This window comes from Roseateles sp. P5_E4, from assembly GCF_054049255.1.
Genome location: NZ_JBFUMS010000004.1, coordinates 222371 through 245966 on the forward strand (window position 1 = coordinate 222371; position 23596 = coordinate 245966).

Annotated in this window: 24 protein-coding genes and 1 pseudogene; 14 read left to right on the forward strand and 11 right to left on the reverse strand. The window is 66.5% G+C overall.

Annotated elements, in window-relative coordinates:
- Positions 1–321: 321 nt before the first annotated feature.
- The 6 genes and pseudogenes from ACXJLH_RS10190 to ACXJLH_RS10215 form a co-directional block, all read left to right on the forward strand.
- The gene (locus ACXJLH_RS10190; protein WP_056193954.1) at positions 322–795 is read left to right on the forward strand and encodes a rhodanese-like domain-containing protein; all 474 of its coding nucleotides are present in this window, start codon (positions 322–324) and stop codon (positions 793–795) included.
- A complete protein-coding gene (gene epsC / locus ACXJLH_RS10195) occupies positions 795–1718 on the forward strand; it encodes a serine O-acetyltransferase EpsC (protein ID WP_457390786.1) in 924 nt (307 codons plus the stop codon). The genes ACXJLH_RS10190 and epsC overlap by 1 nt, the downstream gene beginning before the upstream one ends.
- A 43-nt stretch (positions 1719–1761) precedes the next feature.
- Positions 1762–2685: a family 2A encapsulin nanocompartment shell protein gene (locus ACXJLH_RS10200; protein WP_056193959.1), complete on the forward strand. Its 924-nt coding sequence runs from the start codon at positions 1762–1764 to the stop codon at positions 2683–2685.
- Positions 2660–4459, forward strand: coding sequence for a family 2A encapsulin nanocompartment cargo protein cysteine desulfurase (locus tag ACXJLH_RS10205; RefSeq protein ID WP_457443867.1), 1800 nt, complete (start codon positions 2660–2662; stop codon positions 4457–4459). Before ACXJLH_RS10200 ends, ACXJLH_RS10205 begins: the two co-directional genes overlap by 26 nt.
- A 2-nt stretch (positions 4460–4461) precedes the next feature.
- On the forward strand, positions 4462–5331 hold the full coding sequence (locus ACXJLH_RS10210; protein WP_457443869.1) for a TauD/TfdA dioxygenase family protein: 870 nt from the start codon (positions 4462–4464) through the stop codon (positions 5329–5331).
- Positions 5332–5335: 4 nt separating this feature from the next.
- Positions 5336–5551: pseudogene (locus tag ACXJLH_RS10215) on the forward strand (ABC transporter permease); the annotation flags it as partial.
- Positions 5552–5556: 5 nt separating this feature from the next.
- Here ACXJLH_RS10215 and ACXJLH_RS10220 read toward each other — a convergent pair.
- The gene (locus tag ACXJLH_RS10220) at positions 5557–6339 is read right to left on the reverse strand and encodes a PEP-CTERM sorting domain-containing protein (protein WP_457443871.1); all 783 of its coding nucleotides are present in this window, start codon (positions 6337–6339) and stop codon (positions 5557–5559) included.
- Between the two features lie 215 nt (positions 6340–6554).
- Between ACXJLH_RS10220 and ACXJLH_RS10225 the strand changes: the two genes are divergently transcribed.
- A complete protein-coding gene (locus tag ACXJLH_RS10225) occupies positions 6555–6770 on the forward strand; it encodes a hypothetical protein (protein WP_457443873.1) in 216 nt (71 codons plus the stop codon).
- Between the two features lie 84 nt (positions 6771–6854).
- Here the strand turns inward: ACXJLH_RS10225 and ACXJLH_RS10230 are convergent, their stop codons facing one another.
- A complete protein-coding gene (locus tag ACXJLH_RS10230) occupies positions 6855–9443 on the reverse strand; it encodes a carbohydrate-binding protein (RefSeq protein WP_457443875.1) in 2589 nt (862 codons plus the stop codon).
- 194 nt (positions 9444–9637) lie between these two features.
- Here ACXJLH_RS10230 and ACXJLH_RS10235 point away from each other — a divergent pair, with 194 nt between their 5' ends.
- On the forward strand, positions 9638–10120 hold the full coding sequence (locus ACXJLH_RS10235; RefSeq protein WP_457443877.1) for an AAC(3)-I family aminoglycoside N-acetyltransferase: 483 nt from the start codon (positions 9638–9640) through the stop codon (positions 10118–10120).
- A gap of 18 nt (positions 10121–10138) precedes the next feature.
- Here ACXJLH_RS10235 and ACXJLH_RS10240 read toward each other — a convergent pair whose 3' ends face one another.
- Positions 10139–10393, reverse strand: a complete 255-nt coding sequence (locus tag ACXJLH_RS10240; RefSeq protein ID WP_056193108.1) for a hypothetical protein — start codon at positions 10391–10393, stop codon at positions 10139–10141.
- Positions 10394–10612: 219 nt separating this feature from the next.
- Between ACXJLH_RS10240 and ACXJLH_RS10245 the strand changes: the two genes are divergently transcribed.
- From ACXJLH_RS10245 to ACXJLH_RS10255, 3 genes are all read left to right on the forward strand, one after another.
- Positions 10613–11041, forward strand: coding sequence for a VOC family protein (locus ACXJLH_RS10245; RefSeq protein WP_457443879.1), 429 nt, complete (start codon positions 10613–10615; stop codon positions 11039–11041).
- Between the two features lie 109 nt (positions 11042–11150).
- Positions 11151–11528 carry a hypothetical protein gene (locus ACXJLH_RS10250; protein ID WP_457390776.1) on the forward strand — a complete coding sequence of 126 codons (378 nt, stop codon included), beginning with the start codon at positions 11151–11153 and terminating at the stop codon, positions 11526–11528.
- Between the two features lie 76 nt (positions 11529–11604).
- Entirely contained in the window at positions 11605–12519 is a 915-nt protein-coding gene (locus tag ACXJLH_RS10255; protein ID WP_457443881.1) for an alpha/beta fold hydrolase, read from the forward strand.
- Here ACXJLH_RS10255 and ACXJLH_RS10260 read toward each other — a convergent pair.
- Both ACXJLH_RS10260 and ACXJLH_RS10265 read right to left on the reverse strand, forming a co-directional pair.
- Complete coding sequence (locus tag ACXJLH_RS10260; RefSeq protein WP_457443883.1) at positions 12512–12829, reverse strand: thioredoxin family protein; 318 nt, start codon at positions 12827–12829, stop codon at positions 12512–12514. The two genes, ACXJLH_RS10255 and ACXJLH_RS10260, sit on opposite strands and share 8 nt — an antisense overlap.
- A 46-nt stretch (positions 12830–12875) precedes the next feature.
- Positions 12876–17690, reverse strand: a complete 4815-nt coding sequence (locus ACXJLH_RS10265) for an NAD-glutamate dehydrogenase (protein ID WP_457443885.1) — start codon at positions 17688–17690, stop codon at positions 12876–12878.
- 170 nt (positions 17691–17860) lie between these two features.
- Here ACXJLH_RS10265 and ACXJLH_RS10270 point away from each other — a divergent pair, with 170 nt between their 5' ends.
- Both ACXJLH_RS10270 and ACXJLH_RS10275 read left to right on the forward strand, forming a co-directional pair.
- On the forward strand, positions 17861–18499 hold the full coding sequence (locus tag ACXJLH_RS10270; protein WP_056193099.1) for a zinc metalloprotease: 639 nt from the start codon (positions 17861–17863) through the stop codon (positions 18497–18499).
- Positions 18500–18575: 76 nt separating this feature from the next.
- The gene (locus ACXJLH_RS10275) at positions 18576–18932 is read left to right on the forward strand and encodes a DUF2200 domain-containing protein (protein ID WP_056193150.1); all 357 of its coding nucleotides are present in this window, start codon (positions 18576–18578) and stop codon (positions 18930–18932) included.
- A 362-nt stretch (positions 18933–19294) separates the two neighbouring features.
- Here ACXJLH_RS10275 and ACXJLH_RS10280 read toward each other — a convergent pair whose 3' ends face one another.
- The gene (locus tag ACXJLH_RS10280) at positions 19295–19975 is read right to left on the reverse strand and encodes a hypothetical protein (protein ID WP_457390770.1); all 681 of its coding nucleotides are present in this window, start codon (positions 19973–19975) and stop codon (positions 19295–19297) included.
- Between the two features lie 146 nt (positions 19976–20121).
- Here ACXJLH_RS10280 and ACXJLH_RS10285 point away from each other — a divergent pair, with 146 nt between their 5' ends.
- Positions 20122–20937, forward strand: coding sequence for a substrate-binding periplasmic protein (locus tag ACXJLH_RS10285; RefSeq protein ID WP_457443887.1), 816 nt, complete (start codon positions 20122–20124; stop codon positions 20935–20937).
- Positions 20938–20990: 53 nt separating this feature from the next.
- Here the strand turns inward: ACXJLH_RS10285 and ACXJLH_RS10290 are convergent, their stop codons facing one another.
- The 5 genes from ACXJLH_RS10290 to ACXJLH_RS10310 are packed head-to-tail and all read right to left on the reverse strand — an operon-like array spanning position 20991 to position 23450.
- Complete coding sequence (locus tag ACXJLH_RS10290; protein ID WP_457443889.1) at positions 20991–21668, reverse strand: lectin; 678 nt, start codon at positions 21666–21668, stop codon at positions 20991–20993.
- A gap of 2 nt (positions 21669–21670) precedes the next feature.
- The gene (locus tag ACXJLH_RS10295) at positions 21671–22126 is read right to left on the reverse strand and encodes a c-type cytochrome (RefSeq protein WP_457351572.1); all 456 of its coding nucleotides are present in this window, start codon (positions 22124–22126) and stop codon (positions 21671–21673) included.
- A 27-nt stretch (positions 22127–22153) separates the two neighbouring features.
- Positions 22154–22723, reverse strand: a complete 570-nt coding sequence (locus tag ACXJLH_RS10300) for a peroxiredoxin (protein WP_457443891.1) — start codon at positions 22721–22723, stop codon at positions 22154–22156.
- Positions 22720–23106, reverse strand: coding sequence for a hypothetical protein (locus tag ACXJLH_RS10305; RefSeq protein ID WP_457443893.1), 387 nt, complete (start codon positions 23104–23106; stop codon positions 22720–22722). Before ACXJLH_RS10305 ends, ACXJLH_RS10300 begins: the two co-directional genes overlap by 4 nt.
- Entirely contained in the window at positions 23103–23450 is a 348-nt protein-coding gene (locus ACXJLH_RS10310) for a hypothetical protein (protein ID WP_457443895.1), read from the reverse strand. The genes ACXJLH_RS10305 and ACXJLH_RS10310 overlap by 4 nt, the downstream gene beginning before the upstream one ends.
- Positions 23451–23596 lie beyond the last annotated feature (146 nt).

The following is a 23596-nucleotide window of genomic DNA, read 5'->3' on the forward strand; positions in this document are numbered from 1 at the left end:
CAGGGCGATGATCCGATGGTGGATCGGGCGGCTGGGCGGCTGAAGACTTAACCGCAGCTCATACCTCATGGCGGTTTGGTCATTCAATCAGTCGCCAAGTTGACTGCCACGCCCGCCGCTCTGGCGTTACGGTTGAGACTTCCTTGTTTGTCTCCTCCTCCCGCAAGGGTGGATTCAGCCCTTCGAACCGCTGCGCCGGTCGAAGGGCTTTTTCTTTGCCTGAGGGCCTTGCGTGCAAACCGCATAACTGTTCGCGTTTTGCTTCGTTTGCCGAAGAAGCCCTGAACCCTAGCCTTGCTCGGTTTTCGCATGAGAGCCGACATGAGCACCGTTGCTTTTGAAGAACCCGAAGTCCTGGCCCGCGCCCGTGAGGCTGCCCAGGCCGCTGTGCTGCCCTTCGCAGGCAGCGTCGCACCGCGCGATGCCTGGGCCCTGGTCCAGGCGGGCCGCGCCGTCCTCGTCGACGTGCGCAGCGCCGAGGAGCGCCATTTCGTCGGTCATGTGCCGGGCAGCCTGCACGTGGCCTGGGCCACCGGCACCTCGCTGAACCGCAACCCGCGTTTCGCCAAGGAGCTGGACGCCAAGGTGGGCGGCAAATCCGGCAACGAGCTGCCGGTGCTGCTGCTGTGCCGCAGCGGCAAGCGCTCGGCGCTGGCTGCCGAGGCGGCGACCAAGGCCGGGCTGGCCAATGTCTTCAATGTGCAGGAAGGCTTTGAAGGCGACAGCGACGATCACCAGCAGCGCGGCCATTTCAATGGCTGGCGTTTCCACAGCCTGCCCTGGGTGCAGGACTGATGGATACGGTCGACGAGCTGTCGAGCATCGTCTCGGCGCTGCGTGGCGCGCGCCGACGCTGGCGCGAGGAGCACCGTCGCTGGGACGCCGGTGGCCGCGAGCTGCCGTCGCGCGAGCTGCTGGCGGTCGTCGTGCAGCAACTGGCCGGCGCGCTGTTCCCGATGCGCCTGGGGCCGCCCGACCTGCAGCCCGAGGGCGAGGACTACTACGTCGGCCACACGCTGGGCGCGGCGCTCTCCAGGCTGCGCCAGCAGGTGGCGCTGGAGCTGGGCCACGACGCGCGGCTGCGCGGTACCGAGGTGCCGACCTTCAACGACGCCGCCGAGCGCGTGGCCCGCTTCGCCGCCCGCCTGCCCGTCGTGCGCGAACTGCTGGACAGCGACGTCATCGCCGCCTTCCAGGGCGACCCGGCAGCGCGCAGCGTCGACGAAGTGCTGCTTTGCTACCCAGGCCTGCATGCGCTGATCAGCCACCGCCTTGCGCACGAGTTGTACCGTCTCGGGCTGCCGCTGATTGCTCGCGTGATCGCCGAGCTCGCCCATGCGCAGACCGGCATCGACATCCACCCTGGCGCGCAGATCGGTGCGGGTTGTTTCATTGACCATGGCACCGGCGTCGTCATCGGCGAGACGGCCGTGCTGGGCCAGCGTGTGCGCATCTATCAGAACGTCACGCTGGGCGCCAAGAGCATCCCGACCGACGAGGCCGGCCATGCCCACAAGGGCCAGCCGCGCCACCCCATCGTCGAGGACGACGTCGTCATCTACGCCGGCGCCACCGTGCTCGGCCGCATCACCATCGGCCGCGGCTCTGTCATCGGCGGCAATGTCTGGCTGACGCGCAGCCTGCCGCCGCAAAGCCGCATTTCCCAGGCGGCCTCGCAAGCCGATCCGAACTCAGCCTTCCAGGCGCTGAGCGCCTGATTTCCTCACCCCCAACCCACCGCCCCCAGGAGCCCTTTTCCCCATGGCTGACACCCCTCAACTCGCGCTCAGCGACACCGCCGCGCGGCAGCTTGCGAACGCGACAAAAACCGTCCCGCAGCTCTCCACCATCACGCCGCGCTGGCTGACGCATCTGCTGCAGTGGATCCCGGTCGAGGCCGGCATCTACCGTCTCAACAAGGTGGCCGACCCCGAGGCCGTCAAGGTCGCCTGCGCCAAGCGCGACGAGGCCGAGCTGCCCGTCACCTTCGCCGACTACGACGCCGCGCCGCGCGAGTACTTCCTGAATGCGGTGGCCACCGTGCTGGACGTGCACACCCGCGTGTCCGACCTCTACAGCAGCCCGCACGACCAGATCAAGGAGCAGCTGCGCATCGTCATCGAGACGATCAAGGAGCGCCAGGAGTCCGAGCTGATCAACAACCCCGACTACGGCCTGCTGGCCAATGTCGCGGACGAGCAGCGCCTGTCCACCCTCACCGGCGCGCCCACGCCGGACGATCTGGACGACCTGCTCGGGAAGGTCTGGAAAGAGCCCGCCTTCTTCCTGACCCACCCGCTGGGCATCGCCGCCTTCGGCCGCGAGTGCACGCGCCGCGGCGTGCCGCCGCCCACCATCAGCCTGTTCGGCAGCCAGTTCCTGACCTGGCGCGGCATCCCGCTGATACCCAGCGACAAGGTGCCCGTCAACGACGGCAAGACCAGCATCATCCTGCTGCGCGTGGGCGACAAGCGCCAGGGCGTCGTCGGCCTCTACCAACCCGGTCTGCCGGGTGAGCAGGGCCCGGGCCTGTCGGTGCGCTTCATGGGCATCAACCGCAACGCGATTGCCTCCTACCTGATCAGCCTGTATTGCTCGCTCGCGGTGCACAGCGACGACGCGCTGGCCGTGCTCGAAGACGTGGAAGTGGGCAAATACCATGAGTACCCTGACACCTACCGCTGACGTGGTCGAGAGCCCATTCGACGTCGCGGCGCTGGGCCGGTTGGCCAACGAGTTGTTCGGCAGCTTGAATGCAGGGTCGCTCCCTTCGGCGCGGTCAGTGCAGTCGGCTGGGGGCCTCAACGTGCCCGCCAACCCGCTGCCGCCCGGCCTGCCGAGCGGCCCGCTGCCCCAGTCCACCACCACGCAGTTCGGCGGCTTTGGCGCAGCGGCGCCCGGCCTCAATCTCGCGCCCACAGGCCCCGATCACGTCGCCGCATTGCTGCGCCCGTCACCCGCCCGGGCACCCCACGCGCAAGCTGGCAATGGCGTGCCCGATGTGCTGTTGACCAGCGTGCCCGGCATCGACGGCCGCGCCGGCAGCCAGCTGCTGGGCGTACCTCAGCAGATCTCGCCGCCGCAACGCGAAGCCGTGCCCTCGGGCTACTACTTCGTCGAGCCTTCGAGCGTGTCTCAGCAGCCATCGCTCTACGTGCTGGACCTGCAGCCACGCCACCCCGGCGCCGCGGGTCATCACGCTGGCGAACTGCCGAACAAGCATGTGCTGCAAGGCCAGCGCCAGCCCTTCGACGTGAACGCCATCCGCCGGGATTTCCCCATCCTGTCGGAGCGCGTCAACGGCAAGCAACTGGTCTGGTTCGACAACGCCGCCACGACGCAGAAGCCCAAGGCCGTCATCGACCGGCTGAGCTATTTCTACGAGCACGAGAACAGCAACATCCACCGCGCCGCCCACACGCTGGCCGCACGCGCGACGGATGCCTACGAAGGTGCTCGCAAGACGGTGGCGAAGTTCGTCAATGCGCGCTCGGCGGATGAGGTCATCTTCGTGCGCGGTGCCACCGAGGCCATCAACCTCGTGGCCAACACCTGGGGCGAGCAGAACGTCGGCGACGGCGACGAGATCGTCGTCTCCCACCTGGAGCACCACGCCAACATCGTGCCCTGGCAACAGCTCGCGGCCCGCAAGGGCGCGCATCTGCGCGTGATCCCGGTGGACGACACGGGCCAGGTCATCTTGAGCGAAGCGCAGAAGCTCATCGGCAGCCCGCGCGCCAAGCTGCTCGCCGTGACGCAGGTCAGCAATGCCCTCGGCACCGTCGTGCCGGTGCAGGAGCTGGTCGGCATCGCGCAGCGGCAAGGCGTGACGACGCTGGTGGACGGCGCGCAGTCGGTGTCCCACCTCGCGGTGGACGTGCAGGCCATCGGTTGCGACTTCTTCATCTTCAGCGGCCACAAGATCTTCGGCCCCGCCGGCATTGGCGCGGTCGTCGGTCGCAAGGAGGTGCTGGACGCCATTCCGCCCTGGCAGGGTGGCGGCAACATGATTGCCGACGTGACCTTCGACCGCACCGTGTTCCAGCCGGCACCGGCGAAATTCGAGGCCGGCACCGGCAACATCGCCGATGCGGCGGGCTTGGGCGCGGCGCTGGACTATGTGTCGCGCATCGGTCTGCACCACATCGCCCGCTACGAGCACGACCTGCTGGCCTACGCGACCGAAGCCATCCGCCCCATCCCGGGCGTGCGCCTCATCGGCACCGCGGCAGACAAGGCCAGCGTGCTGAGCTTCGTGCTGGCGGGCCACGAGACGGCGGCGGTGGGCAAGGCGCTGGCGGAGGAGGGCATCGCGGTGCGCTCCGGCCACCACTGCGCCCAGCCCATCCTGCGCCGCTTTGGCGTGGAAGCGACCGTTCGGCCATCATTCGCCTTCTACAACACCTGCGACGAGATCGACCATTTCGTGTCGGTGGTGCGCCGCCTGGCTAGAGCGTGAACATGAGCACGGAGACCCTCACCCGCGTCGAGATCCGCCCTCTGCCAGGCAGCTTTGCCGCCGAGGTGGTGGGCCTAAACCTGAGCCAATCGCTGGCTGACGAGGACTTCCGCCGCATCCACCGCGCGCACCTGGACCACCATGTGCTCGTCTTCCGCGACCAGCGCATCACGCCCGAGCAGCAGATCGAATTCAGCCGCCGCTTTGGCGCGCTGGAGATCCATGTGCTGCACCAGTTCCACCTGAAGGGCCACCCGGAGATCCTCATCGTCTCCAACATCGTCGAGAACGGCCAGCCGGTCGGCCTCGGCGACGCGGGCTACTTCTGGCATTCGGACCTGTCGTACAAGGAGAAGCCCAGCCTGGGCTCCATGCTGCTGGCCCAGGAACTGCCCAGTGAAGGCGGCGACACGCTGTTCGCCGATCAGCATGCGGCCTGGGAGGCGCTGCCGCCCGAGCTGAAGCAGCGTGTGCGCCACCTGAAGGCTGAGCACTCCTACCTCGCCAAGTACGAGGAGCTGCGCGAACGCAGCCCGTGGCGGCCCAAGCTCAGCGACGAGCAGGTCGCACAGGTCAAGCCTGTCGTGCAGCCTGTCGTTCGCACCCATCCGGAGACGGGGCGCCTCGGCCTCTTCGTCAGCGAGCACTTCACGACCCGCATCGTCGATGTTTCCGAGGACGAGAGCCGCAATCTGCTGGCCGAGCTGTTTGCCTACGGCACGCGGCCCGAACTGCAGTACCGCCACCAATGGCTGCCCCACGACATGGTGTTCTGGGACAACCGCTCCGTTACCCACCTGGCCGCCGGCTGCCCACCGCAGATGCGCCGCCGCCTGCACCGCACCACCATCGAGGGCGACAAGCCGTTCTGATCATGCTTGGCGCACGCTGATCGCGGCCGAGTTCTTCTTCGGCGCATCATCGGGCAGCGGTGGCCTGGACTGGTACATCTTCCAGAGCCGCAACGAGCCGCTGACCGACCGCGTGTTCGCCGGCCTGGCCACCATCGTGCTGATCAGCTGGCTGGTCGAGCGCTTCCTCTTCGACACCGTCGAGCGGTTGACGGTGAGGCGTTGGGGCGTGCAGCGCTGAGTTTGTCAGCCGGCGCGTCTGCGCATGCGGAGCCCGAGTGCGAGCAGTCCCACCGTGAGCAACGCCCATGCACCGGGCTCCGGGATGGGTGCGTTGCCGATGCCCGCGCTGAACTCGAATGCGTAGCCCGGGCCGACGCCGCCGGCGAAGGTGAACACGGGGTCGATATAGGCGGTGGCAATGGCCCAGGGCCCCGACGAAGCGCCGGCGAAGGCGTCGGCAACCAGCGTCACGCGGTAGATATGGCTGGGCTTGAGCAACAGCGCGACGTCGTGGTCGAAGCTCTGGTTGAAGCTGCCCTGCAGCGCGCCAGTTTCGATGCCGTCGCTGACGACCGGCTGTAGGCCGAGGCTCACGTCTTCCAGCAGCCATTGCGCCTTCATCGCAAAGCCGGCGAAGGGGTCGACATTGTTCGACGAGCCCAGCACCCGCCCGGCCACGGCGGCGTTCACGCCCACATCCGCATTCGGGTCCGCGCCCGGTGGGGCGACGACCTGCATCTGGTAGGTCAGTTGCGCGCTGGCCCGCCCGGTGAAGCCGGGGCCAACCCCGACCTCGGCGTACAACGATGGGCTGGGCAGGGGCGATGCGTCGAGTCGAACCTGGCCGCCCGGGCCGAGCAGCGGGAAGCTGCCGAAGCCGTCGACCTGAATGGCGGCTGGTGGTTCGAAGTTGAAGGACACCTTGCCGGCCACGGCGGCCGGCGCAAGGGTGTTGGCCTGAACGATGCCGGCCGCGGCCAGCAACAGGGCGCCCGACAGGGCCAGCGCGATTCGCGAGGTGGGCATGAGCGCCTCCAGGCTTGGCAATGACAAGTGGCGAAGCGTAGGCCTGTGGGGGTGTGGGCGGCAGCCTCAGGTTCTAGGGGGCTCATGCAGGCCGGCGCCTGCCTTGCGTCCTGGAACTTCACACTGACCTCATACCGACCTCACCGAAGGTCTGCACAGTTCAGGTCATGGCAGCCCTGCGCGAGGCAGCTCAACACCCGAGAGGAATCAAGAGGATGACGACCGGAAAAGCCGACGCACACTGGGTCGAGGTCGTCGACGGAGAGGGTCTTTACCCTGTCAAGATGCTCGGCCCCTATGCCACTTCACGCTTGGCAGACAAGGCGCATCGCGGCGTCATGCGCTTGCTGAATGTCGGGCGATACACGGTCGCGGTCGTGTCGCAGCAGGATCTCGAAGGCCGCAAACAGAGCGACGAGATCTCCTCATGAGCCTCTCGGCGAGCCATGGGGTCGCCGCCTCCACCGGCCCAATGCGCCGGTGAGGATCGGGAGATTGACTTCTTCTGGAGATCCTTACTGCGCGTTCACCTTCAGCCAGTTCAGATTCCACTCCTTGCCGATGGATTTCAGGCGCAGGGCGTGGCTGCCGGCTGTCATGGCGAAACTGGTGCTGGTTTTGGTAGCCCAGGTTTGCCAGCCGCCGGTGTTGGGAACGGCCATGACATCGACAGCTTTGGCGCTATCAACCCAGACTTCAAAACCGGTGCTGCCATTGGCGCTCGCCAAGCGGTAGTCGATGGTGAAGTTGCCAGCGGCGGCCACGTTGATCTTGAATTCGATGTAGTCGTCGGGATCAAAGTAGCCGACGTCCTGGCCGCCGCCGGTGTCGGTGCAGGTCTCGGTCTGGACGCCGTTCATGCCCGTGAAGGCCTCAGCCTGCAGGGTCGCCGGTACCGGCACCGCGAGGACGGCGGTGCTTGCGGCGTCGCTGTAATAGCTTTCGTTGGCCGCGGTCAGTGCAGTCACCACGTAGTAATAGGTCGTGCCAGTGGCCGCGGTGGCGTCCGTGTAGGTGGTGGTGGTGACTTTTTCGGCGAGCTTGGCGAAAGCGCCGCCGGCGCCGATCGCGCGATACACGTTGTAGCCTGTGACCTTGGCATCGGTACTTGCGTTCCAACTGAGCGCGTTGCTGTTATTGCCTTCGGTCAGCTTCAGGCTGCTGGGGCGCGCCGGCAACTGGAACACTTCCGGCGCGGTGCTGCTCACCATCCACTGGGCCAGGCCTGAGTGCACGTCATACGCCTGAGTGGTGTAGCTCTTGAACAGGGCTTCAATTTCAGCCACGGTGGCGGTGGTGAAATCCACCTTGCCATTCATGTCGATGACGTCCTTGCCCTGCACCGGCTCCTTGTCGAGCAGGTACATCTCGGCCCAGGTGTTGGCACTGCCGTTGTCCTTGAATACGCCGTTCAATGCATAGGTCTGGCCGCCTTCGAGGGTGATGGCCTGGTAGATGCCGCCATTGATTTCGCCGGTGATGCCGTCCGGGCGGGTCACGCGCAAGACGGCGCCTTCGCTGCCGGTCGGGCTCTTGCCCGCGGCCGACGCGTTGAAGTCCAGGTTCAACTTGCCGCTGATGGTCAGCTCGGTCCAGCCGGTGTTCGAGCCGAAGCCGCCGTTGGTGATGAGCTCGGCATTGGTGGCGGTGTTGGTGATGCTGATCTTGTCAAAGCGCACATCGGGATTGCTGCCTCCCGAAGCGCCGCTCTTGATGACGAAGTAATAGGTCTTGCGGCCGGTGCCGCCCACCTTGATGGTTGCTGCCTTCACCGCGCAGGCATTGCTGAAGCCGGAATCCCAGCCCGCGCAATCCCAGGTGCTGGCCTTGGCCACCAGGCCCACGCCGGTATCGAAGTTGCTGTTGACGGCGTTGGTGACCATGCCCCAGGTGCCTTTGCCTGAGCCGCCCGCCGGGCTGACCAGCTTGTAGGCCCAGGAGGTGGACGCCCAGCCGTAGCTGGCATAGGTGTCGTAGGTGGCACGGCCGATCTGGCCGCCCAGGTCCAGGCCCGCACCCTGCCAGGGTTGAAACTCACCCACGAGCAGAGGGAGCTTCAGATCGCTGACCTGCTTGTTGTAGGCGCAGACACCGGCGGTGCCCGCCGACCCGCAGCGCAGCCAGTCGCGGTGGATCATGTAGGGCGAATCGCCAGGCCTGTCGCCAAACAGGCCGGGGTAGGGGTGGATCTCGAAGGCGACGTTGGTGAAGCCCTTGGCGGTCGGGTTGCCATAGCCGTCGATGCTGCCGTAGTGGCTGGGCAACAAGACGATGTGCTTGTCATCGATGGCGCGGATGGTTTTGTACAGCTCCTCGACGCGCGCCACCATGGCTTCGGCGGTGGAGCCCCAGGGCTCGTTGAGGGGGTCGTAGGCCGCAACCACAGGCTCGTCCTTGTACCTGGTCGCGATCTGCTGCCACAGCCACTTGGTGCGCTCCTGCGCTTGCGCGTCCGTCCAGTATTTGTTCTGGCCGGCGCAACCCGTGTGGTCGTTGGGCGTCTGGCCGCCGGGGGCGCCGTGCAGGTCAAGGATCACGTAGATGCCGCGCTTCCTGGCCTCGGCAATGCTCCAGTCCAGATACTTCCAGGCGTCCGCGCGCGGGGCCTTGGGCTTCTTCTCGTCTTCGATGGCGCTCCACAGGATGGGCAGGCGGACGATGTTGAAGCCGAACGCCTGCAGTTGGTCCCAGTCGCGCGTGGTGATCCAACTGTCGCGAAAGAGCTTGATCAGGCGCTCCTTCTCGTCATAGCCAAAGCGCTCGGTCAGCTTGGCTTCGAGGGTGCATTGGTCGGTCACGCCATTGCCGCCCTGGCCCATCATCCAGAATTCCTGCACCAGCCAGTTGCCGAGGTTGGTGCCCTTGAGCAAGACCTGCTTGCCGCTGGCGTTGACCCACTGGGTGCCGTCGGTTTTCAGCAGGGTGAGGCCTTCGCTGGTGACAGGAGGTGTACTGGGTGATGGAACGGTTGCGTTGCTGCCGGAGCCTCCACCGCCGCCACAACCGGCCAGCAGCGCCGCGCCCATCACGCCGCCCAGTAAAGCGTCACGCGCGGAACTGCCCAGGCGCGAGGCGGCGCCTCCCGCGAACCATCGTTTTGCCACGTCTTGTCTCCGTTTATAGATTGGAACCGGTTCCAACCAAGTATCCAAGACGGGCGGAGATCCTGTCAACAATCCGTGGGGAGCGTCCTTGGGGGCTGGACACTTTCAGTATTTTCCCGGGTTGATGAATGGAATCGGTTCCATTATTTGCAAGGCGCAGAATGACGCGGCCACATCTACCAGCGTCCAGCACCATGGTCATCCGAGTTCTCTGCGCAGACGACTTGCCCTTGATGCGCCGCATGCTTGATCTCTTCGGGCAAGCTTTTGACGACGTGTCGACCTATTCAAGGTGGCAACCGGAAGACAGCTATCTCAGCCAACTGCTGAGCAGCCAGACCTTCATCGCGATCTGCGCGCTGGATGGAGACGATGTGGTGGGCGGACTGGCAGGCTACGTGCTGCCCAAGTTCGAGCAGCAGCGCTCGGAGTTCTACATCTACGACCTGGCGGTGTCCGAGCACCATCGGCGGCAGGGCATCGCGACAGCCATGATCCGAGAGCTGCAGCGGCTCGCAGCGGCTCGAGGGTTCTACGTCATCTTCGTGCAGGCCGATCACGGCGATGATCCGGCGATTGCGCTTTACAGCAAGTTGGGCGTCCGGGAAGACGTCCTGCACTTCGACATCGAGCCTGCAGACCGAAAAAAAGAAAACCCGCCAGCGGCGGGTGGGTGACTGACAGCCGCGCGGGTTTCAGACAAGCCAGACGGCCGTCTGGGCTGCGGCTACCGCCGTTTCGGCCGGTGCGCTGCGATGCCCTTCGACGACGACGCGTGGCAGCTTGGCGACCACCATCGCATCGGCGCGCTTGCCGACCACAACCACGCGCTCCAGCTTCACGATCTCGGTCGCTGGCGTCGCGGTGTGGTTGGCCAGGCCCACGCCCATGGCGGCAGCGGCGGCCACAGAGGCGATGGCGATGACGAAGGTCTTGGCGGCGGTGTTCATGGTGGGCTCCGGTGGGGTTGGCTGTGTCAGTGATTGCAGTGTCTGCAGACGCGCCCCCCGCCGCGAGCGGCAGGCGATGAATCGCCGCCGCGCGCGGATGAACTGCGGATTTGTGGGACGGACGGGTCGGCTCGACCGGGCCTGAATCCTGTTGAAACACTCTTGGCGGGAGCTGGCTCCTAACATGGCTCTTCCACTCACCCATGGCACGGAGCGCGCATGGAAACCCAGGAACTGCATCGCGGCCGGCTGGTCGACCACATCCAACTCGTCGTGCGCGACCTGGCCGCCAGCCAGCGCTTCTACGAGGCGGTCTTCAAGGCGCTGGACATTCCCCTCGGCGGCACTGGCGAAGGCTTCTTCTGGGCCGATGAACTGTTCGTGTCCACCGCCGACAGCAAGGCCGCCCAGGGGCAACTGACCGGCCGTGTGCACCTGGCCTTCCAGGCCAAGGACAAGGCCGCGGTCGAAGCCTTCCACAAAGCCGCGCTGGCCGCTGGCGGCAAGGACAACGGCGGCCCCGGCGACCGCCCCTACCACCCGGGCTACTACGCCGCCTTCGTCGTCGACCCCGACGGCAACAACATCGAGGCCGTCTTCCACGGCGTGGCCCAGCGCAGCGCGGCGTCGGTGAAGCTGACGTTCTAGCCATTGGCACCGGTGACGCTTGCCGGAGCGATTCTGCGATTCTTGGGAGCCCGGCCTTGTACCGGGCTGAGTAGCATCACCGCTTGACCGGCGTTCGAGGTGTCATCAGATGCTCAACCGCACAGCGCTCGTGGCTAATTTGGTCACAGGCGTCTTTTTCGGGATCTTGATTTTTGCGACGGCCTACTCTCGCCCGCAGAAACGCTGTGAGGCGGCCGACGGAAAGTGGAGCCTCGCAGCAGAGTCCTGCATCACCCGGTCCTGTTTCCTGTCCGGCAGCTGCGGAACATGGGCTTATCCGGCTGAAAGGTGTTCAAGGATCAAGGCCGGCGACGATCGCTCGGAGGTGTACTTCCAGCTTGGCGACCCGGAAATCGTCGGCGCTGATGACGCGACCTGGCACGCCTACAAGACCTCGTCGGAATTGATCGTTGCCAAGTTCCGCGGCGACAAACTGCTGAGCCTGTCCTGCCCTGCCTTGCGTTAATCAGCGGTTGCGCGCAGGCGCCGTAGGCACGCCGATTGCTGGAGCTTTTTATCGGCAATTCGGCCAGGTCAAGGACATGAATATCCAGCGCACTTCACCCATCTTGAGTCGATCGGTCTATCTTGCCGCGCTCATGTTGCTGGTGGCTTTTGCCCACGCCCAGTCACCAGCCGCGGCATCCGGTGTCGACAAGGGAAAAACCACGCAAACGGCCAAGTCGCGGGATGGCACGCGGATCACCTATGACAAGGTAGGCAAGGGCCCCGCGGTCATCGTGGTGGGTGGCGCGCTGTCTGACCGCGCGGGCGGCGCGGAGCTGGCGCAGCTGCTGGCGACGCGCCTGACGGTCTACAGCTATGACCGGCGAGGTCGGAGCGACAGCGGCGACACCAAGCCCTATTCGGTCCAGCGCGAGGTCGAGGACATCGAGGCCCTCATCGACAGTGCCGGCGGCTCGGCCTATGTCTACGGCAAGTCCTCGGGGGCCGCCCTGGCGCTGCAGGCGGCTGCGGCGCTGGGGAGCAAGGTCAGGAAGCTGGCCCTTTATGAAGCCCCCTACAGCGAGGCCGAAGGCGCCGCCAGCGAATGGAAAACGTTCACCGCCAAGCTGGACGGATTGCTGGCCACCAACCAGCGTGCCAAGGCCATCACGTCGTTCATGAAGTTCGTCGGCGCGCCGGAAGACGTGGTGGCCAAAATGAAGGCCTCGCCCGCGTGGCCGGGCATGCTGGCCATGGCGCCGACACTGGCCTATGACAACGCGGTGCTGGGGGCGGATCGCTCCGTGCCCGTTGGCGTCGCCGCCCAGGTGAAGGCGTCCACCCTGGTGATGGACGGCAGCGCCAGCCTGGGGCCTATGCCCTTCATGCGCCCGACGGCGGACAAACTAGCCAAGGCAATACCGGGCGCCCAGCGGCGGGTGGTCGAGGGGCAGGCGCATGATGTCAGCGCCAAGGTCCTGGCGCCCATCCTGCTGGCATTCTTCAACTGAGCCGTGCCAGCGCGTCGGCGATCTCGCTGGTGCCGCCGGGCCGCACGACACGCGCGACCTCCCGCCCGTCCTGCAGCATCACCAGCGTCGGCCACAGCTTGATGCGGAAGGAGCGGCCCAGTGGCCGCCCGGGGCCATCCTCGATCTTCAGGTGGCGCAGCGGTGCGTGCTCTGCCAGCGCATCCCCGATGGTTCGCTGCGCGGCCTGGCAGATGCCGCACCAGTTGGCGCCGAATTCGAGCACGGTGCTGCCAGCCATGGCGTCGACCTCGGCGCGGGGTGGTTCGTCGCTGGAATAAGGAGGGCTCATCGGGATCTCCTGCAGCCATGTCGACCAGCCACGGCAAACGCGATGCCTAGGTCAAGCCACGCAACTCCCGCAACGCGACCGACAGCATCGCCGCGTCCGGCGCCGGCACCGCGCGCAGCTCACCCAGCAACTGCTCCGCGCGTTCGATGGTGCGGCCGTTGCTGGCCTGCCAGGCCTCGACCAGGGCGTCGGGCGAATCGTGGTTGCCGCCGCCGGCCAGCACCGCGCCGGTGATGGAGCGCTGCAGGCCCCACAGATCGTCGAGCATGGCGCCCTTGGCGAGCATCTGCCAGTGCTGGTCGCCGGGCAGGGCGGTGATCTTGTCGCGCAGCCACGGCATGCCCAGGCGGTTCGCAAGGTCGAAGTAGATGGCCGCCACCAGCTCCACCGGCCAACGGGCGCTGCCGGCGATCTCGGCGATGTCCAGCGTCGCGTACAGCGTGCCGAAGGTGACCACGCGCTCGGCCAGTTCGCGCGGCACGCCGCCGGCGATGTAGCTGGCTGCCGCAGCGTCGACGCGCGCACGCTCGTCGGCATCCAGCAGCTGCGGCAGGCGCGCGGCGAGCTTGGTGACGTTGGATGTGAAATGCTCGATGGTGGCGCCCATGTCGTCCACCAGCCGGTTGGAGCGCAGGAACCACTTGGTGCCGCGCTCAAGCTGGCGGCTGGTGTCGATCAGCATGCGCGACTGCAGCTCGTCCGCCACCTTGTTGTCCAGCGCCTCGATGCCCTGCCACAGGCTCACCATGCCGAAGATCTCGCGGCTCAGCAGGTAGGCGCGCACGATTTCGAAGGCGCGCGCGCCGGTGGTCTCCAGCAGGCGGTGCACGAAGGTGCTGCCGACCCGGTTGACCATGCTGTTGGTGACGTGGGTGGCGATGATCTCCCGCTTGAGCGGGTGGCGCTGCATATAGCTGCTGAACTTGTCCTGCAGCAGCGCCGGGAAGTAGCGCACCAGTGCCGTCGACACCCAGGGGTCGTCGGGCAGGGTGGAGCCGAGCAGCTCGTCGTAGAGCCAGATCTTGCTGTAGGCCAGCAGCACCGCGCGCTCGGGGTTGGTCAGGCCCTGGCCCTTGCCGCGCCGGTCGGCGATCTCCTCGTTGGACGGCAGGTATTCGATGGCGCGGTCCAGCCGCTCGGCCTTCTCCAGGTACTGCATGAAGCGCGCCTGCGCGTCCATCAGCTGCGGCGCCATGTGGCTGGTGACCGACAGCACCTGGGTCTGGAAGACGTTGTCGCGCAGCACCAGCGCGGCGACGTCGCCGGTCATCTGCGGCAGCAGCGTGTTGCGTTGCTTCTCGGTCAGCTCGCCCTCGCTGACGGCCAGGCCGAGCAGGATCTTGATGTTGACCTCGTGGTCGGAGGTGTCGACGCCGGCCGAGTTGTCAATGGCGTCTGTGTTGATGCGACCACCGGCCAGCGCGTACTCGATGCGCCCGCGCTGCGTGCACCCGAGGTTCCCGCCCTCGGCAAACACCTTGCAGCGCAACTCGCCGCCATTGACACGCAGCGCGTCGTTGGCGCGGTCGCCGACCTGGGCGTGGGTCTCGGTCGAGGCCTTCACATAGGTGCCGATGCCGCCGTTGTAGATGAGGTCGACCGGCGCCTTCAGGATGGCGTTGACCAGCTCGGTCGGCGTCATTGTGTCGGCGGTGATGCCCAGCGCCTGCTTCACCTCGGGCGTGATCGGAATGGACTTGGCGCTGCGCGCATGCACGCCGCCGCCCGCCGAGATCAGGGTGGCGTTGTAGTCGGCCCAGGATGAGCGCGGCAGCTTGAACATGCGCTCGCGCTCGACAAACGAGCTTTCCGCATCGGGGGTCGGGTCCAGGAAGATGTGGCGGTGGTCGAAGGCCGCCAGCAGGCGGATGTGGCGCGACAGCAGCATGCCGTTGCCAAACACGTCACCCGACATGTCGCCCACGCCGGCCACCGTGAAGCCGGTGGTCTGCGTATCGACGCCCATCTCGCGGAAGTGCCGCTTGACGGACTCCCAGGCGCCGCGTGCCGTGATGCCCATGGCCTTGTGGTCGTAGCCGACCGAGCCACCGGAAGCGAAGGCGTCCCCGAGCCAGAAGCCGTACTCCTTGCTGATGCCGTTGGCGTAGTCCGAGAAGGTCGCGGTGCCCTTGTCGGCGGCGACGACCAGATAGGGGTCGTCCTGGTCATAGCGGCGCACCTGCGGCGGCGGCACGATCTTGTCGCCCACGCGGTTGTCGGTGATGTCCAGCAGGCCGCGCAGGTAGTTCTGGTAGCAGGCCACGCCCTCCTTCATGAAGGCCTCGCGGTCGCTGGACGGCGGCGCCTTCTTTAGCACGAAGCCGCCCTTGGACCCCACCGGCACGATGACGGTGTTCTTCACCATCTGCGCCTTCACCAGGCCCAGCACCTCGGTGCGGAAATCCTCCGGCCGGTCCGACCAGCGCAGGCCGCCGCGCGCCACCCGGCCACCGCGCAAGTGCACGCCTTCGAAGCGGGGCGAGTAGACAAAGATCTCGAACATCGGCTTCGGAGCGGGCAGGCCCGGCACCTTGGACGAATCGAACTTGAACGACAGGAAGCTGCGCCGCTGGCCTGCCGCATCGCGGCGCCAGAAGTTCGTGCGCGTCGTGGCGAGCATCAGCGCCAGGTATTGGCGCAGCACGCGATCCTCCGACAGGTTCTCGACCTGTTCCAGCGCGGCCGTGATGGCCTTGACCTGCTCCGCGGCCTGGGCTTCGGCATTGGCGCCACCGGCCGGGTCGAAGCGCAGCTCGAAGAGCCGGGCGAGCTGGGCGGCGATTGGCGCGTGCGCGGCCAGCGTGGCCTCGATGAAGGACTGCGACAGTGCAAAGCCGATCTGCCGCATGTACTTGGCATAGGCGCGCAGCACGACGATCTGCTCCGCCGTCAGGCGAGCAGCCACCACGAGGCGGTTGAAGTCGTCGTCCTCCACCTCGCCACGCAGCACGGCGGCGAAGGCGTTCTCGAACACCTGGTGCAGTGCGGCCACTTCGACCTCGGCGTCGGCGCTGCCCATCAGCCCGAAGTCGTGGATCCAGATCGGTGCCGAGTCCAGCGGCGCGATGCGATAGGGATGCTCGTCGAGCACCTTCATGCCCATGTGCTCCAGCATCGGCAGGCTGTTCGACAACGTCAGCGGCTCGCCGCGGCGCAACAGCTTGAAGCGCAGATGGCCGGGCGGCGCCTCGAGCGGGCGGTACAGGTTCATGCCCAGCGGTTCGGCATCAGTGAGCCGAGTCATCAGCTCGACGTCGGGCACCGCCGCGCGGGCCTCGAACTCTTCCCGGTACGAGGCGGGGAAGGCGCTGCCGAACTGGCGCAGCAACTGGATGCCGCGGGCCTCGCCGGTCGCCTCAACCAGCGCCGTCTTCAGGTCGTCGTCCCAGCGCCGCGCGGCCGAGGCCAGGCGCGCTTCCAGCTCACGCACATCGAAGGCGGGGATCTGGCCCGGCTGGGTGCGTATCGTCATCTGGATGCGCGCCAGCACCGATTCCGACAGGTGCACGTTGAACTCCGAGCCGCTGCCGTTGAAGGCCTGCAGCAGGATGGCCTGCCACTTCTGGCGCAACTCGGTCGTGTAGTGCTCGCGCGGTGCATAGATCAGGCAGGACAGAAAGCGCTGGAACGGGTCGCGCCGCACGAACAGGCGAAAGCGCTGGCGCTCGCCCAGGTGCAGGATGCCCACCGCCGTCTGCAGCAGGTCGTCGTTGCTGGTCTGGAACAGCTCGTCACGCGGATAGGTCTCGAGGATGTTGATCAAGGCCTTGCCGGCGTGGCCGCCTGGCGTGAAGCCGGCGCGCGCGACCACGTCGGCCACCTTGCGCCGCAGCAGCGGGATGTCGGCCGGGTTGGCGCTGTAGGCGGTGGAGGTGAACAGGCCCAGGAAGCGGTCCTCACCGACGACTGCGCCGTCGGGGCCGAAGCGCTTGACGGCCACGTAGTCCAGGTAGCCCGGCCGGTGCACGGTGGAGCGCGCGGTCGATTTCGTCACGACCAGCAGCTCGGGCCGGCGCACCTGGGCACGCACCTCGGGCGGCAGGGCGGCAAAGGCGGCCACCGCATCCAGCGACGCCACGTCGTGCAGGATGCCCAGGCTCGAATCGGGTACGACGGTCAACACGTCCTGCCCGTCGACGCTGGCCAGGCCGTGGCGGCGGTAGCCCAGGAAGGTGAAATGGTTGTCGCCCAGCCAGCGCAGGAAGTCCAGGCCTTCGGCCAACTCATCTGCCGGCAGCGGCGGCGCCTGCTGCTCCAGCTCATCGACGATGTCCTGCATGCGCTGGCGCATGGCGCGCCAGCCGGCCACGGCCGAGCGCACATCGTCGAGCACGCGGCTCACGTCGGCCGCGAGGGCGTCCAGCCGGGCCGGCTCGGGTATGCGGTCGACCTCGACATGGATGAAGGATTCACGCAGGCCGTCGGCCGCCAGCCCTTGCAGCGTGCCGTCGCCGTCGCGGTTCACCGCCATCAGCGGATGGATGATCAGGTGCAGCGTCAACCCGTGGCGATTGACCTCCATCGTCACCGAGTCGACGAGGAAGGGCATGTCGTCGTTGACGATCTCGATGACGGTGTGGGTCGACTGCCAGCCGTGCTCGGCAATCGTCGGGTTGAACACCCGCACCCGCGCGCGGCCGACCTCGCGCTTGCGGGCAAAGCTCCAGTGCGACACCGCTGCGCCGTACAGGTCGGCCACCTGGCGTTCGGCCAGCTCCTGCGGGTCGACCTGGCCGAAGTAGCGCTGCACGAAATCCGCCAGCGTCTCGCGCTGGTCGGCGCTGGTCTTGGCGCGCACCAGCTTGACGACTTCGTCCATGCGCTCGGCCCGCGGGCCCGAGGGGGTTGTCTGCACCAGCATGCTTGTCTCCTGCCGCTTTGTTTGCATCAAGTCGCCGGGCACGGTCGCGCGCTAGCAGCGCCGTGCCAAGTGTTGACAAGCGGAGGTTACGCCTGCCTGGACACGCTTCCAGCGCATCTTGGGTCGTGGCACCATGCCAGCCACCCGTCACCCCCAGACCCAGGCATCGCATGCACCGTCGCGTCCTCCTGCTCTCGCTGCTCATCCCCTTGCTGGCGAACGCGCAGCCGGACCGCCTCGTGCCATCTAGCCCGGTGGACGCGGTGGCGCTGTACGTGATCCCCACCGACGGCATTCCCGAGCAGTTCGCGGCCGGCGTCGCCCGATCGCTGACCCAGGAAGCCGGTGTGTGGGTCAAAGCCTCGCTGCTGATGCCCTCGGGCGTGGCCGACCCCATCCCCGGCACCCAACAGTACGCGGTCGAGGACTATCTGGCCTTTGGTACAACGCTCGCGAAACGGCTGCAGGACGCCGGCCCGCGGACCTATTTCATCGTGGTCACGGACCGGGACATCAACTCGCGCGAGCGCAACTTCCGGTTCCAGTACTCGGCCCACAGCCCCATGGCCCGCACTTCGGTGCTGTCCCTGGCCCGACTGGGAGCCAGCAAGGACGGCAAGCCCGCGTCGGCGGAGCTCATCGGTCTGCGCCTGCAGAAGATGCTGATGCGCATCGTCGGCGAGATGAAGCTGGGCTGGACGCGGACCACCGACCCAACCGACCTGATGTATGCGCCGATCATGTCCATCGACGACATCGACCGGATGAGCCTCACGCACACGATGAAGGTGCGGGGAGTCGCCAAGTGAAGCCGACCGCGGCCTGTAGAACGGTGCTTGTGTCAGCATCGCCCGTCGACCCCTTGAATCCGCAGGAGCAATGACGATGGCCGGCCACCGTATCTTCAGCATGCCCTTTGCCAGGGTGTACCCGCTGTACATCCGCAAGGCCGAGGCCAAGGGCCGGACCAAGGATGAGGTCGACCGCATCATCCATTGGCTCACCGGCTATGACGCCGCAGGCTTGCAGCAGCAACTTGACCAGTCCACGGACTTCGAGACCTTCTTTGCCCAGGCGCCGGCACTGAATCCCAGCGTGGCCCTCATCAAGGGCGTGGTGTGCGGCATCCGGGTGGAAGAGATCGAAGACCCGCTGATGCAGAAGCTGCGCTACCTGGACAAGCTCATCGACGAACTCGCCAAGGGCAGGGCGATGGAGAAGATCCTGAGGCAGCCGTCGTGACGGGTGCAATCCGGCGGGGCGCTCCCAGGTCCGTTGACGCGTTCTCACACAGCCTCGGCTGATAGCGGACCCGCCGCTTCAGTCAACGCTTCCAATAGAAGCGCCGTGTGACCCTCTGCACCCCCAGGCAAGAAATCATGAAGGCTATGCTTGGATCAAGCACCTGCGGCAACGCCCAGTAGGCATTGGCCTCATCGTTGGGGTAAGGGCAAGACGAACGCTGGCCAGGATGCCGGCCAAGAACGGCGGCGCAAACGAGTGCGAACGAGTTATTCCCAACATTGCACGCACCAACCCGACCCGGTTCAGTACGAACAGCAAAGCACAGAGCGCCAATAAAGGCTGGAAGCGGGCATCTCGCGCTACTGGTCCGAAGGCCGTTCAAACGTGCTGCCCAATGCGCGGCGCTTGGCACGCAGCCTCCGGCTGCGAAGACCAACTGCTCCTGCGAAGCCCGCCATCAGCGCGAGCGCCAGGCCAGCCCACACCAACCAAGTCCGATGCCTAAGTTGTAGCTGGTATTCCTGCTCACGCTCCGCCAGTAGCTTCAAGTGGGACAACGTCGTTTTATACGCCGGCAAATCCCACTGGGTTTCTGGCACCCAAACGCCAGGCACCTCGCCAATTTGCTTCGAGATCGCAGCGACGGCTGGAATCACTTCACTCGCGTCCAGACGACGCGACCCGAGCACCGCCGTGGCATGAGGCTGCACGAGCGCATTAACCCACCACTCTCCGCGCTGTTCAAAGAAGAGCACGTAGGTCTGACCAACGTTGAAAGTGCCTATCCCACAGAGGCTGCCGCCGCCTGTTTCCACAATGTGGCCTGAATACTTGCCCTTAAGCACGTGCTCAACCGACACGGTTGCCAGAGACACTCCTGCTTCACGCTGCACCGCGATGACTTTCGCCTGAAGCACGACCGCAGCTTGGCTCAGCGCAGTCTCCACCGTGGGCGGGCGCCAACTTGGCAAAACGCTGCAGGCAGCCGCCTCCTGCGACAGACTTAGCAGCGAGAGCAACGTGACCAGGATCATGCGCATGGGGTTCTCGGCTCCTTGTGCTGCTGATTGTCCGCAGTCGCTAAGCCGCCCTCCACGGTTTCAATCACGGGCAAGGCCAAAGATGTCAGCGAATGCGGCTCCATGCGCCTCCTCCCCGCCGCCAATAGATACTTGGCCCAGCTTTGATGGGCAGTGAAGGCATGGGCAAGGTCAGGATGTGGGTGACGGCTGGTTGGTTGGCCACAGCCAGCGTGCAAGCACTGGCGCAGCCGGTCGCGTGCGGGCCCTACCGCGTGGCCTTGTATGAATATGGTTCGCTGGCCTTTCGCCGTGCGGGGCTGAGCACGGCGGGCATTGACGTCGACATCGTCGATGAAGTGGGCCGCCGGACCGGCTGCAAGTTCGAGACCTTCGTGGACTCCAGGGTCCGCACCTGGGCCGACCTGGCCCATGGCGGCCTCGACATGACGGTGTCGGCCATCGAGACGGATGAACGCAATGGTTTTGCGCGGTTTGTGATCTACATGAGCGGGCGCAACCGGCTGCTGGTTCGAGAAGGCCTGCCCTATCCGGTGCCCACGCTGGAGACGTTCGCCGAGCACGGCGAACTGCGCCTGGCGGTCGTCAAGGGATTCAGGCATGGCCCGCAGTGGGACCAGTGGATCGCCAAGCTGCGCCAGCAGGGGCGGGTGGACGAGTACGCCGACGCCAACATGGCGGCCAGGCTCGTCGCGCTGGGGCGTGACGCGGCCTTTCTGTCCGAACCTGTCGTGTGGGGGCGAATTCTTGCGGACAGCAAGCTGGAGGGCCGGGTCACGGTCATCGATGCCTTCCCGGACGACAACTACGCTGCGGGCTTCGCGCTTTCCAAGGCCAGGGTCCGCGAAAGCGACGCCCGCAAGATCCAGGATGCCGTCGCGGCCATGCGGGCGGACGGCACCCTTTACAAGATCTTCAGCGCTTACCTGCCCCGTGCCGAGGCGCTGAGTTCCCTGCCCTGAACCGGTCGGTCCATTGAAGAAGGCGATGGCGGGCGCCACCGGCCTTTACATCTTCAGTTGGCCGCGAAGCAGTAGAGCAGGCCCGCGCCACCCGTCGCCACCAGCTTGGGCTGGCTGCAGCCGCGGCTGGCGTGGGCGGAGTTCCAGGAGGCATTGCCGCCGCCGGTGCGATCGAAATGGCCGAGCTGCACCGAGCCATCCTCGGCGCCCGACGAGTAGTTGCGGCAGGTCTTGTCGGCACCCTCGGGGAAGGCACGGCCTTCGGGCGTGGAGCCGGTGACGATGTCGTGCTCGTTGGGCGTGTCGCCAGCGGCTTTGGGACGCTCGCCCTTTTCGGTGAGTGCCGTGTTGCGGGTCAGGTTGCTGCCGAGTTGGGCCTGCTCCAGCGTGTCGCCGTGCAGGTGAGCCACGTCGCGGGCGATGACCTGGCCGCGCACATTGGTCCACGGGCCCTTGCCGATGCGGTCGCGAGCGTTGACGCCACCGGCGCCTTGCGTGCTGAGGTAGGCGCGCCAGGTCTTGTAGGGGTTGCCCACGCCTTCGGCGAGCTTCTGGCAGTGCGCGTCTGCACCTTCCAGGCCACCGTAGTTGGCGCCATTGCCGCCGCCAGTACTGGTGACGAAGAACGTGAATGGCGGCGGGGGAGGGGCGCTGGCGGCGTTGGCCGGTGGGGTCTGGGCCTGGGCACCGGTGGCGAGCAGCAGTGCGGCAAGTGAGAGCGTTGTCTTCATGGTCAGTTGGAGTTCCTGTAGTCGTCGTGGCAGGCCTTGCAGGTCTTCTGCAGCGCGGCGAGCTGGGCCTTGATGGCGGCCACGTCGCCGCCCTGGGCGACGCGCGCGAGCTCATTGGCTTCCTTGCCGAAGGCGGCCTGGGCGGCGGCGGCACCGGCGGCGTCGCTGAAGAGCGTCGGCTTGACGGAGGTGTCGTGCCAGCCCTTGCCGGTTTCGGTGGAAGCCGGGAACAGCGAGGGCAGCCCGCCGTTGGCAACCGCGGCAATCGTGTTGGCTGCGCGGATGACGTCGTCCTTGTTGTACGTGCCGTCGACGTTGGCCTTGACGCGGCCGGTGTTCCAGCCGATGACCTGGTAGGCCGACTGGCGCCACTTGATGAGCTGCTCGGGCTTGGGGGCCTGCTGGGCCTGGGCGGTGTTGGCGAGCAGTGCGGCTGTGATGATGAGGAGTCGTTTCATCGTTGTGGTGGGTGGTTGGGGAAGGGATCAGCGGCCGGCCAGGCGTTCGACCTCGGCAAGCGCGGCGGCCACGTTGGCCGCGGGCGCCAGGCCGCCGACGGTGGCGACGACGCGGCCCTCGCGACTCAGGACAAAGCTGGTGCGCTCGGCGCGGGCGTGAGTGATGTCCTGGCCCTTGGTCGTCTTGCGGCCGGGCGGTGTCGCGGTGGTGGCGATGTCGAAGGCGCGGGCGATGTGGCCGTCGGCATCCGAGGCGACAGCGAGCTTGCCGGCGCAGGTCTCGGGGTCGGCCGAGAACTCGCGCAGGCGGGCTATGCCGTCGCCGGATACGCCGATGATGGTGGCGCCGGCGGCCGTGAAGCGGGCCAGGTTCTCTGCGAATTCGTGGGCCTGCAGATTGCAGCCGCCGGTGAAGGCCGCCGGGTAGAAGTAGACGACGACGGGGCCTTTTGCGAGGGCATCCTTGAGTTGCAGGTCGACGGACTTGCCGGCCAGGGCTGCGGTGGCCTGGAAGTCGGGCGCTGCGTCACCGGGCTTCAACGCGGCGTGGGCGCTGGCGGCGAGCGCCAGCAGGGAAAGGGCGAGGGTCTTTTTCATGGCAGGGGCTTGTAGGGGTCGTGGCAGTCGTTGCAGGCGAGGGCGATGGCGCGCGCGGCGCCCTTGGCGCTGGCGACATCCCCAGCGGACAGCGCCGTGGTGATGGCGGCGGCCTGGCGCTCGCCTTCGCGCGAGAAGCCGACCGCATCGGCGGCCGGGTAGTCCTTCTCGAAGAAGGCCGTCATGTCGGCATAGAGCTTCTGCAGGGCCTGGGCATCGGCCGCGGCCTCGTCGTGGCGGCCGGCGCCGAGGGCCTTCTGCACGCTGACCGACTTGTGGTCGATGGAGCGCATCCAGATGCCGAGGTCCAGCTTGGAAGCGGCGTGGCAGAGCGGCGCGACGAGCAGGGCGATGGAGATGAGGAAGGGAGCTTGCTTCTTCATTTCTTGGTCTTGTAGACCTCGTGGCAGGTCTTGCAGCTGCGCGTGAGGTCGGTGAGGCTGTCCATGGCCGCGTCGTAGTCGCCCGCCTCGACGGCAGCGACGATGGCATTGGCGTGGGCCTGGGACTTGCGCGAGAACTCGACGCCGCGGGTGGCTTCGGCTTTCGCGCTGAAGTGGCTTTCGACTTGCTGGAAGTAGCGGGCCAGTTCCTTGGCGTCGTCCAGGGCTTTCTTGTCCTGCAGGCTGATGCGCGAGTCGAGGTTGTGCAGCGTCTCCTCGGCGTCGCGCATGTCGTCGGCGGTCAGCTGCGCCTGGGCGGCGAGGACGGTCGTGGCGATGAGCAAGGGGAGGAGAGTTAGGTATCGCGGTGACTTCATTGGGTTGGTTTGAGAAGAGCGCGTCAGCTCGTTGCATTGCCGGGAGTCCCGCCCGGCGGCGGGGTAACTTTCTTCTGCGGCGCCAGAAGAAAGTCACCAAAGAAGAGGCGCTG

Bases quoted from the DNA above. Each gene is read 5' to 3' on its own strand.
- ACXJLH_RS10305 (WP_457443893.1), bottom strand. From the start codon at position 23,106: ATGAAGAAGCAAGCTCCCTTCCTCATCTCCATCGCCCTGCTCGTCGCG.
- ACXJLH_RS10220 (WP_457443871.1), bottom strand. From the start codon at position 6,339: ATGCCCACCTCGCGAATCGCGCTGGCCCTGTCGGGCGCCCTGTTGCTG.
- ACXJLH_RS10235 (WP_457443877.1), top strand. From the start codon at position 9,638: ATGGTCATCCGAGTTCTCTGCGCAGACGACTTGCCCTTGATGCGCCGC.
- ACXJLH_RS10265 (WP_457443885.1), bottom strand. From the start codon at position 17,690: ATGCTGGTGCAGACAACCCCCTCGGGCCCGCGGGCCGAGCGCATGGAC.
- ACXJLH_RS10205 (WP_457443867.1), top strand. From the start codon at position 2,660: ATGAGTACCCTGACACCTACCGCTGACGTGGTCGAGAGCCCATTCGAC.
- ACXJLH_RS10285 (WP_457443887.1), top strand. From the start codon at position 20,122: ATGGGCAGTGAAGGCATGGGCAAGGTCAGGATGTGGGTGACGGCTGGT.
- epsC (WP_457390786.1), top strand. From the start codon at position 795: ATGGATACGGTCGACGAGCTGTCGAGCATCGTCTCGGCGCTGCGTGGC.
- ACXJLH_RS10200 (WP_056193959.1), top strand. From the start codon at position 1,762: ATGGCTGACACCCCTCAACTCGCGCTCAGCGACACCGCCGCGCGGCAG.
- ACXJLH_RS10295 (WP_457351572.1), bottom strand. From the start codon at position 22,126: ATGAAACGACTCCTCATCATCACAGCCGCACTGCTCGCCAACACCGCC.
- ACXJLH_RS10290 (WP_457443889.1), bottom strand. From the start codon at position 21,668: ATGAAGACAACGCTCTCACTTGCCGCACTGCTGCTCGCCACCGGTGCC.
- ACXJLH_RS10250 (WP_457390776.1), top strand. From the start codon at position 11,151: ATGCTCAACCGCACAGCGCTCGTGGCTAATTTGGTCACAGGCGTCTTT.
- ACXJLH_RS10225 (WP_457443873.1), top strand. From the start codon at position 6,555: ATGACGACCGGAAAAGCCGACGCACACTGGGTCGAGGTCGTCGACGGA.
- ACXJLH_RS10275 (WP_056193150.1), top strand. From the start codon at position 18,576: ATGGCCGGCCACCGTATCTTCAGCATGCCCTTTGCCAGGGTGTACCCG.
- ACXJLH_RS10210 (WP_457443869.1), top strand. From the start codon at position 4,462: ATGAGCACGGAGACCCTCACCCGCGTCGAGATCCGCCCTCTGCCAGGC.
- ACXJLH_RS10245 (WP_457443879.1), top strand. From the start codon at position 10,613: ATGGAAACCCAGGAACTGCATCGCGGCCGGCTGGTCGACCACATCCAA.
- ACXJLH_RS10280 (WP_457390770.1), bottom strand. From the start codon at position 19,975: ATGCGCATGATCCTGGTCACGTTGCTCTCGCTGCTAAGTCTGTCGCAG.
- ACXJLH_RS10270 (WP_056193099.1), top strand. From the start codon at position 17,861: ATGCACCGTCGCGTCCTCCTGCTCTCGCTGCTCATCCCCTTGCTGGCG.
- ACXJLH_RS10260 (WP_457443883.1), bottom strand. From the start codon at position 12,829: ATGAGCCCTCCTTATTCCAGCGACGAACCACCCCGCGCCGAGGTCGAC.
- ACXJLH_RS10300 (WP_457443891.1), bottom strand. From the start codon at position 22,723: ATGAAAAAGACCCTCGCCCTTTCCCTGCTGGCGCTCGCCGCCAGCGCC.
- ACXJLH_RS10255 (WP_457443881.1), top strand. From the start codon at position 11,605: ATGAATATCCAGCGCACTTCACCCATCTTGAGTCGATCGGTCTATCTT.
- ACXJLH_RS10240 (WP_056193108.1), bottom strand. From the start codon at position 10,393: ATGAACACCGCCGCCAAGACCTTCGTCATCGCCATCGCCTCTGTGGCC.
- ACXJLH_RS10190 (WP_056193954.1), top strand. From the start codon at position 322: ATGAGCACCGTTGCTTTTGAAGAACCCGAAGTCCTGGCCCGCGCCCGT.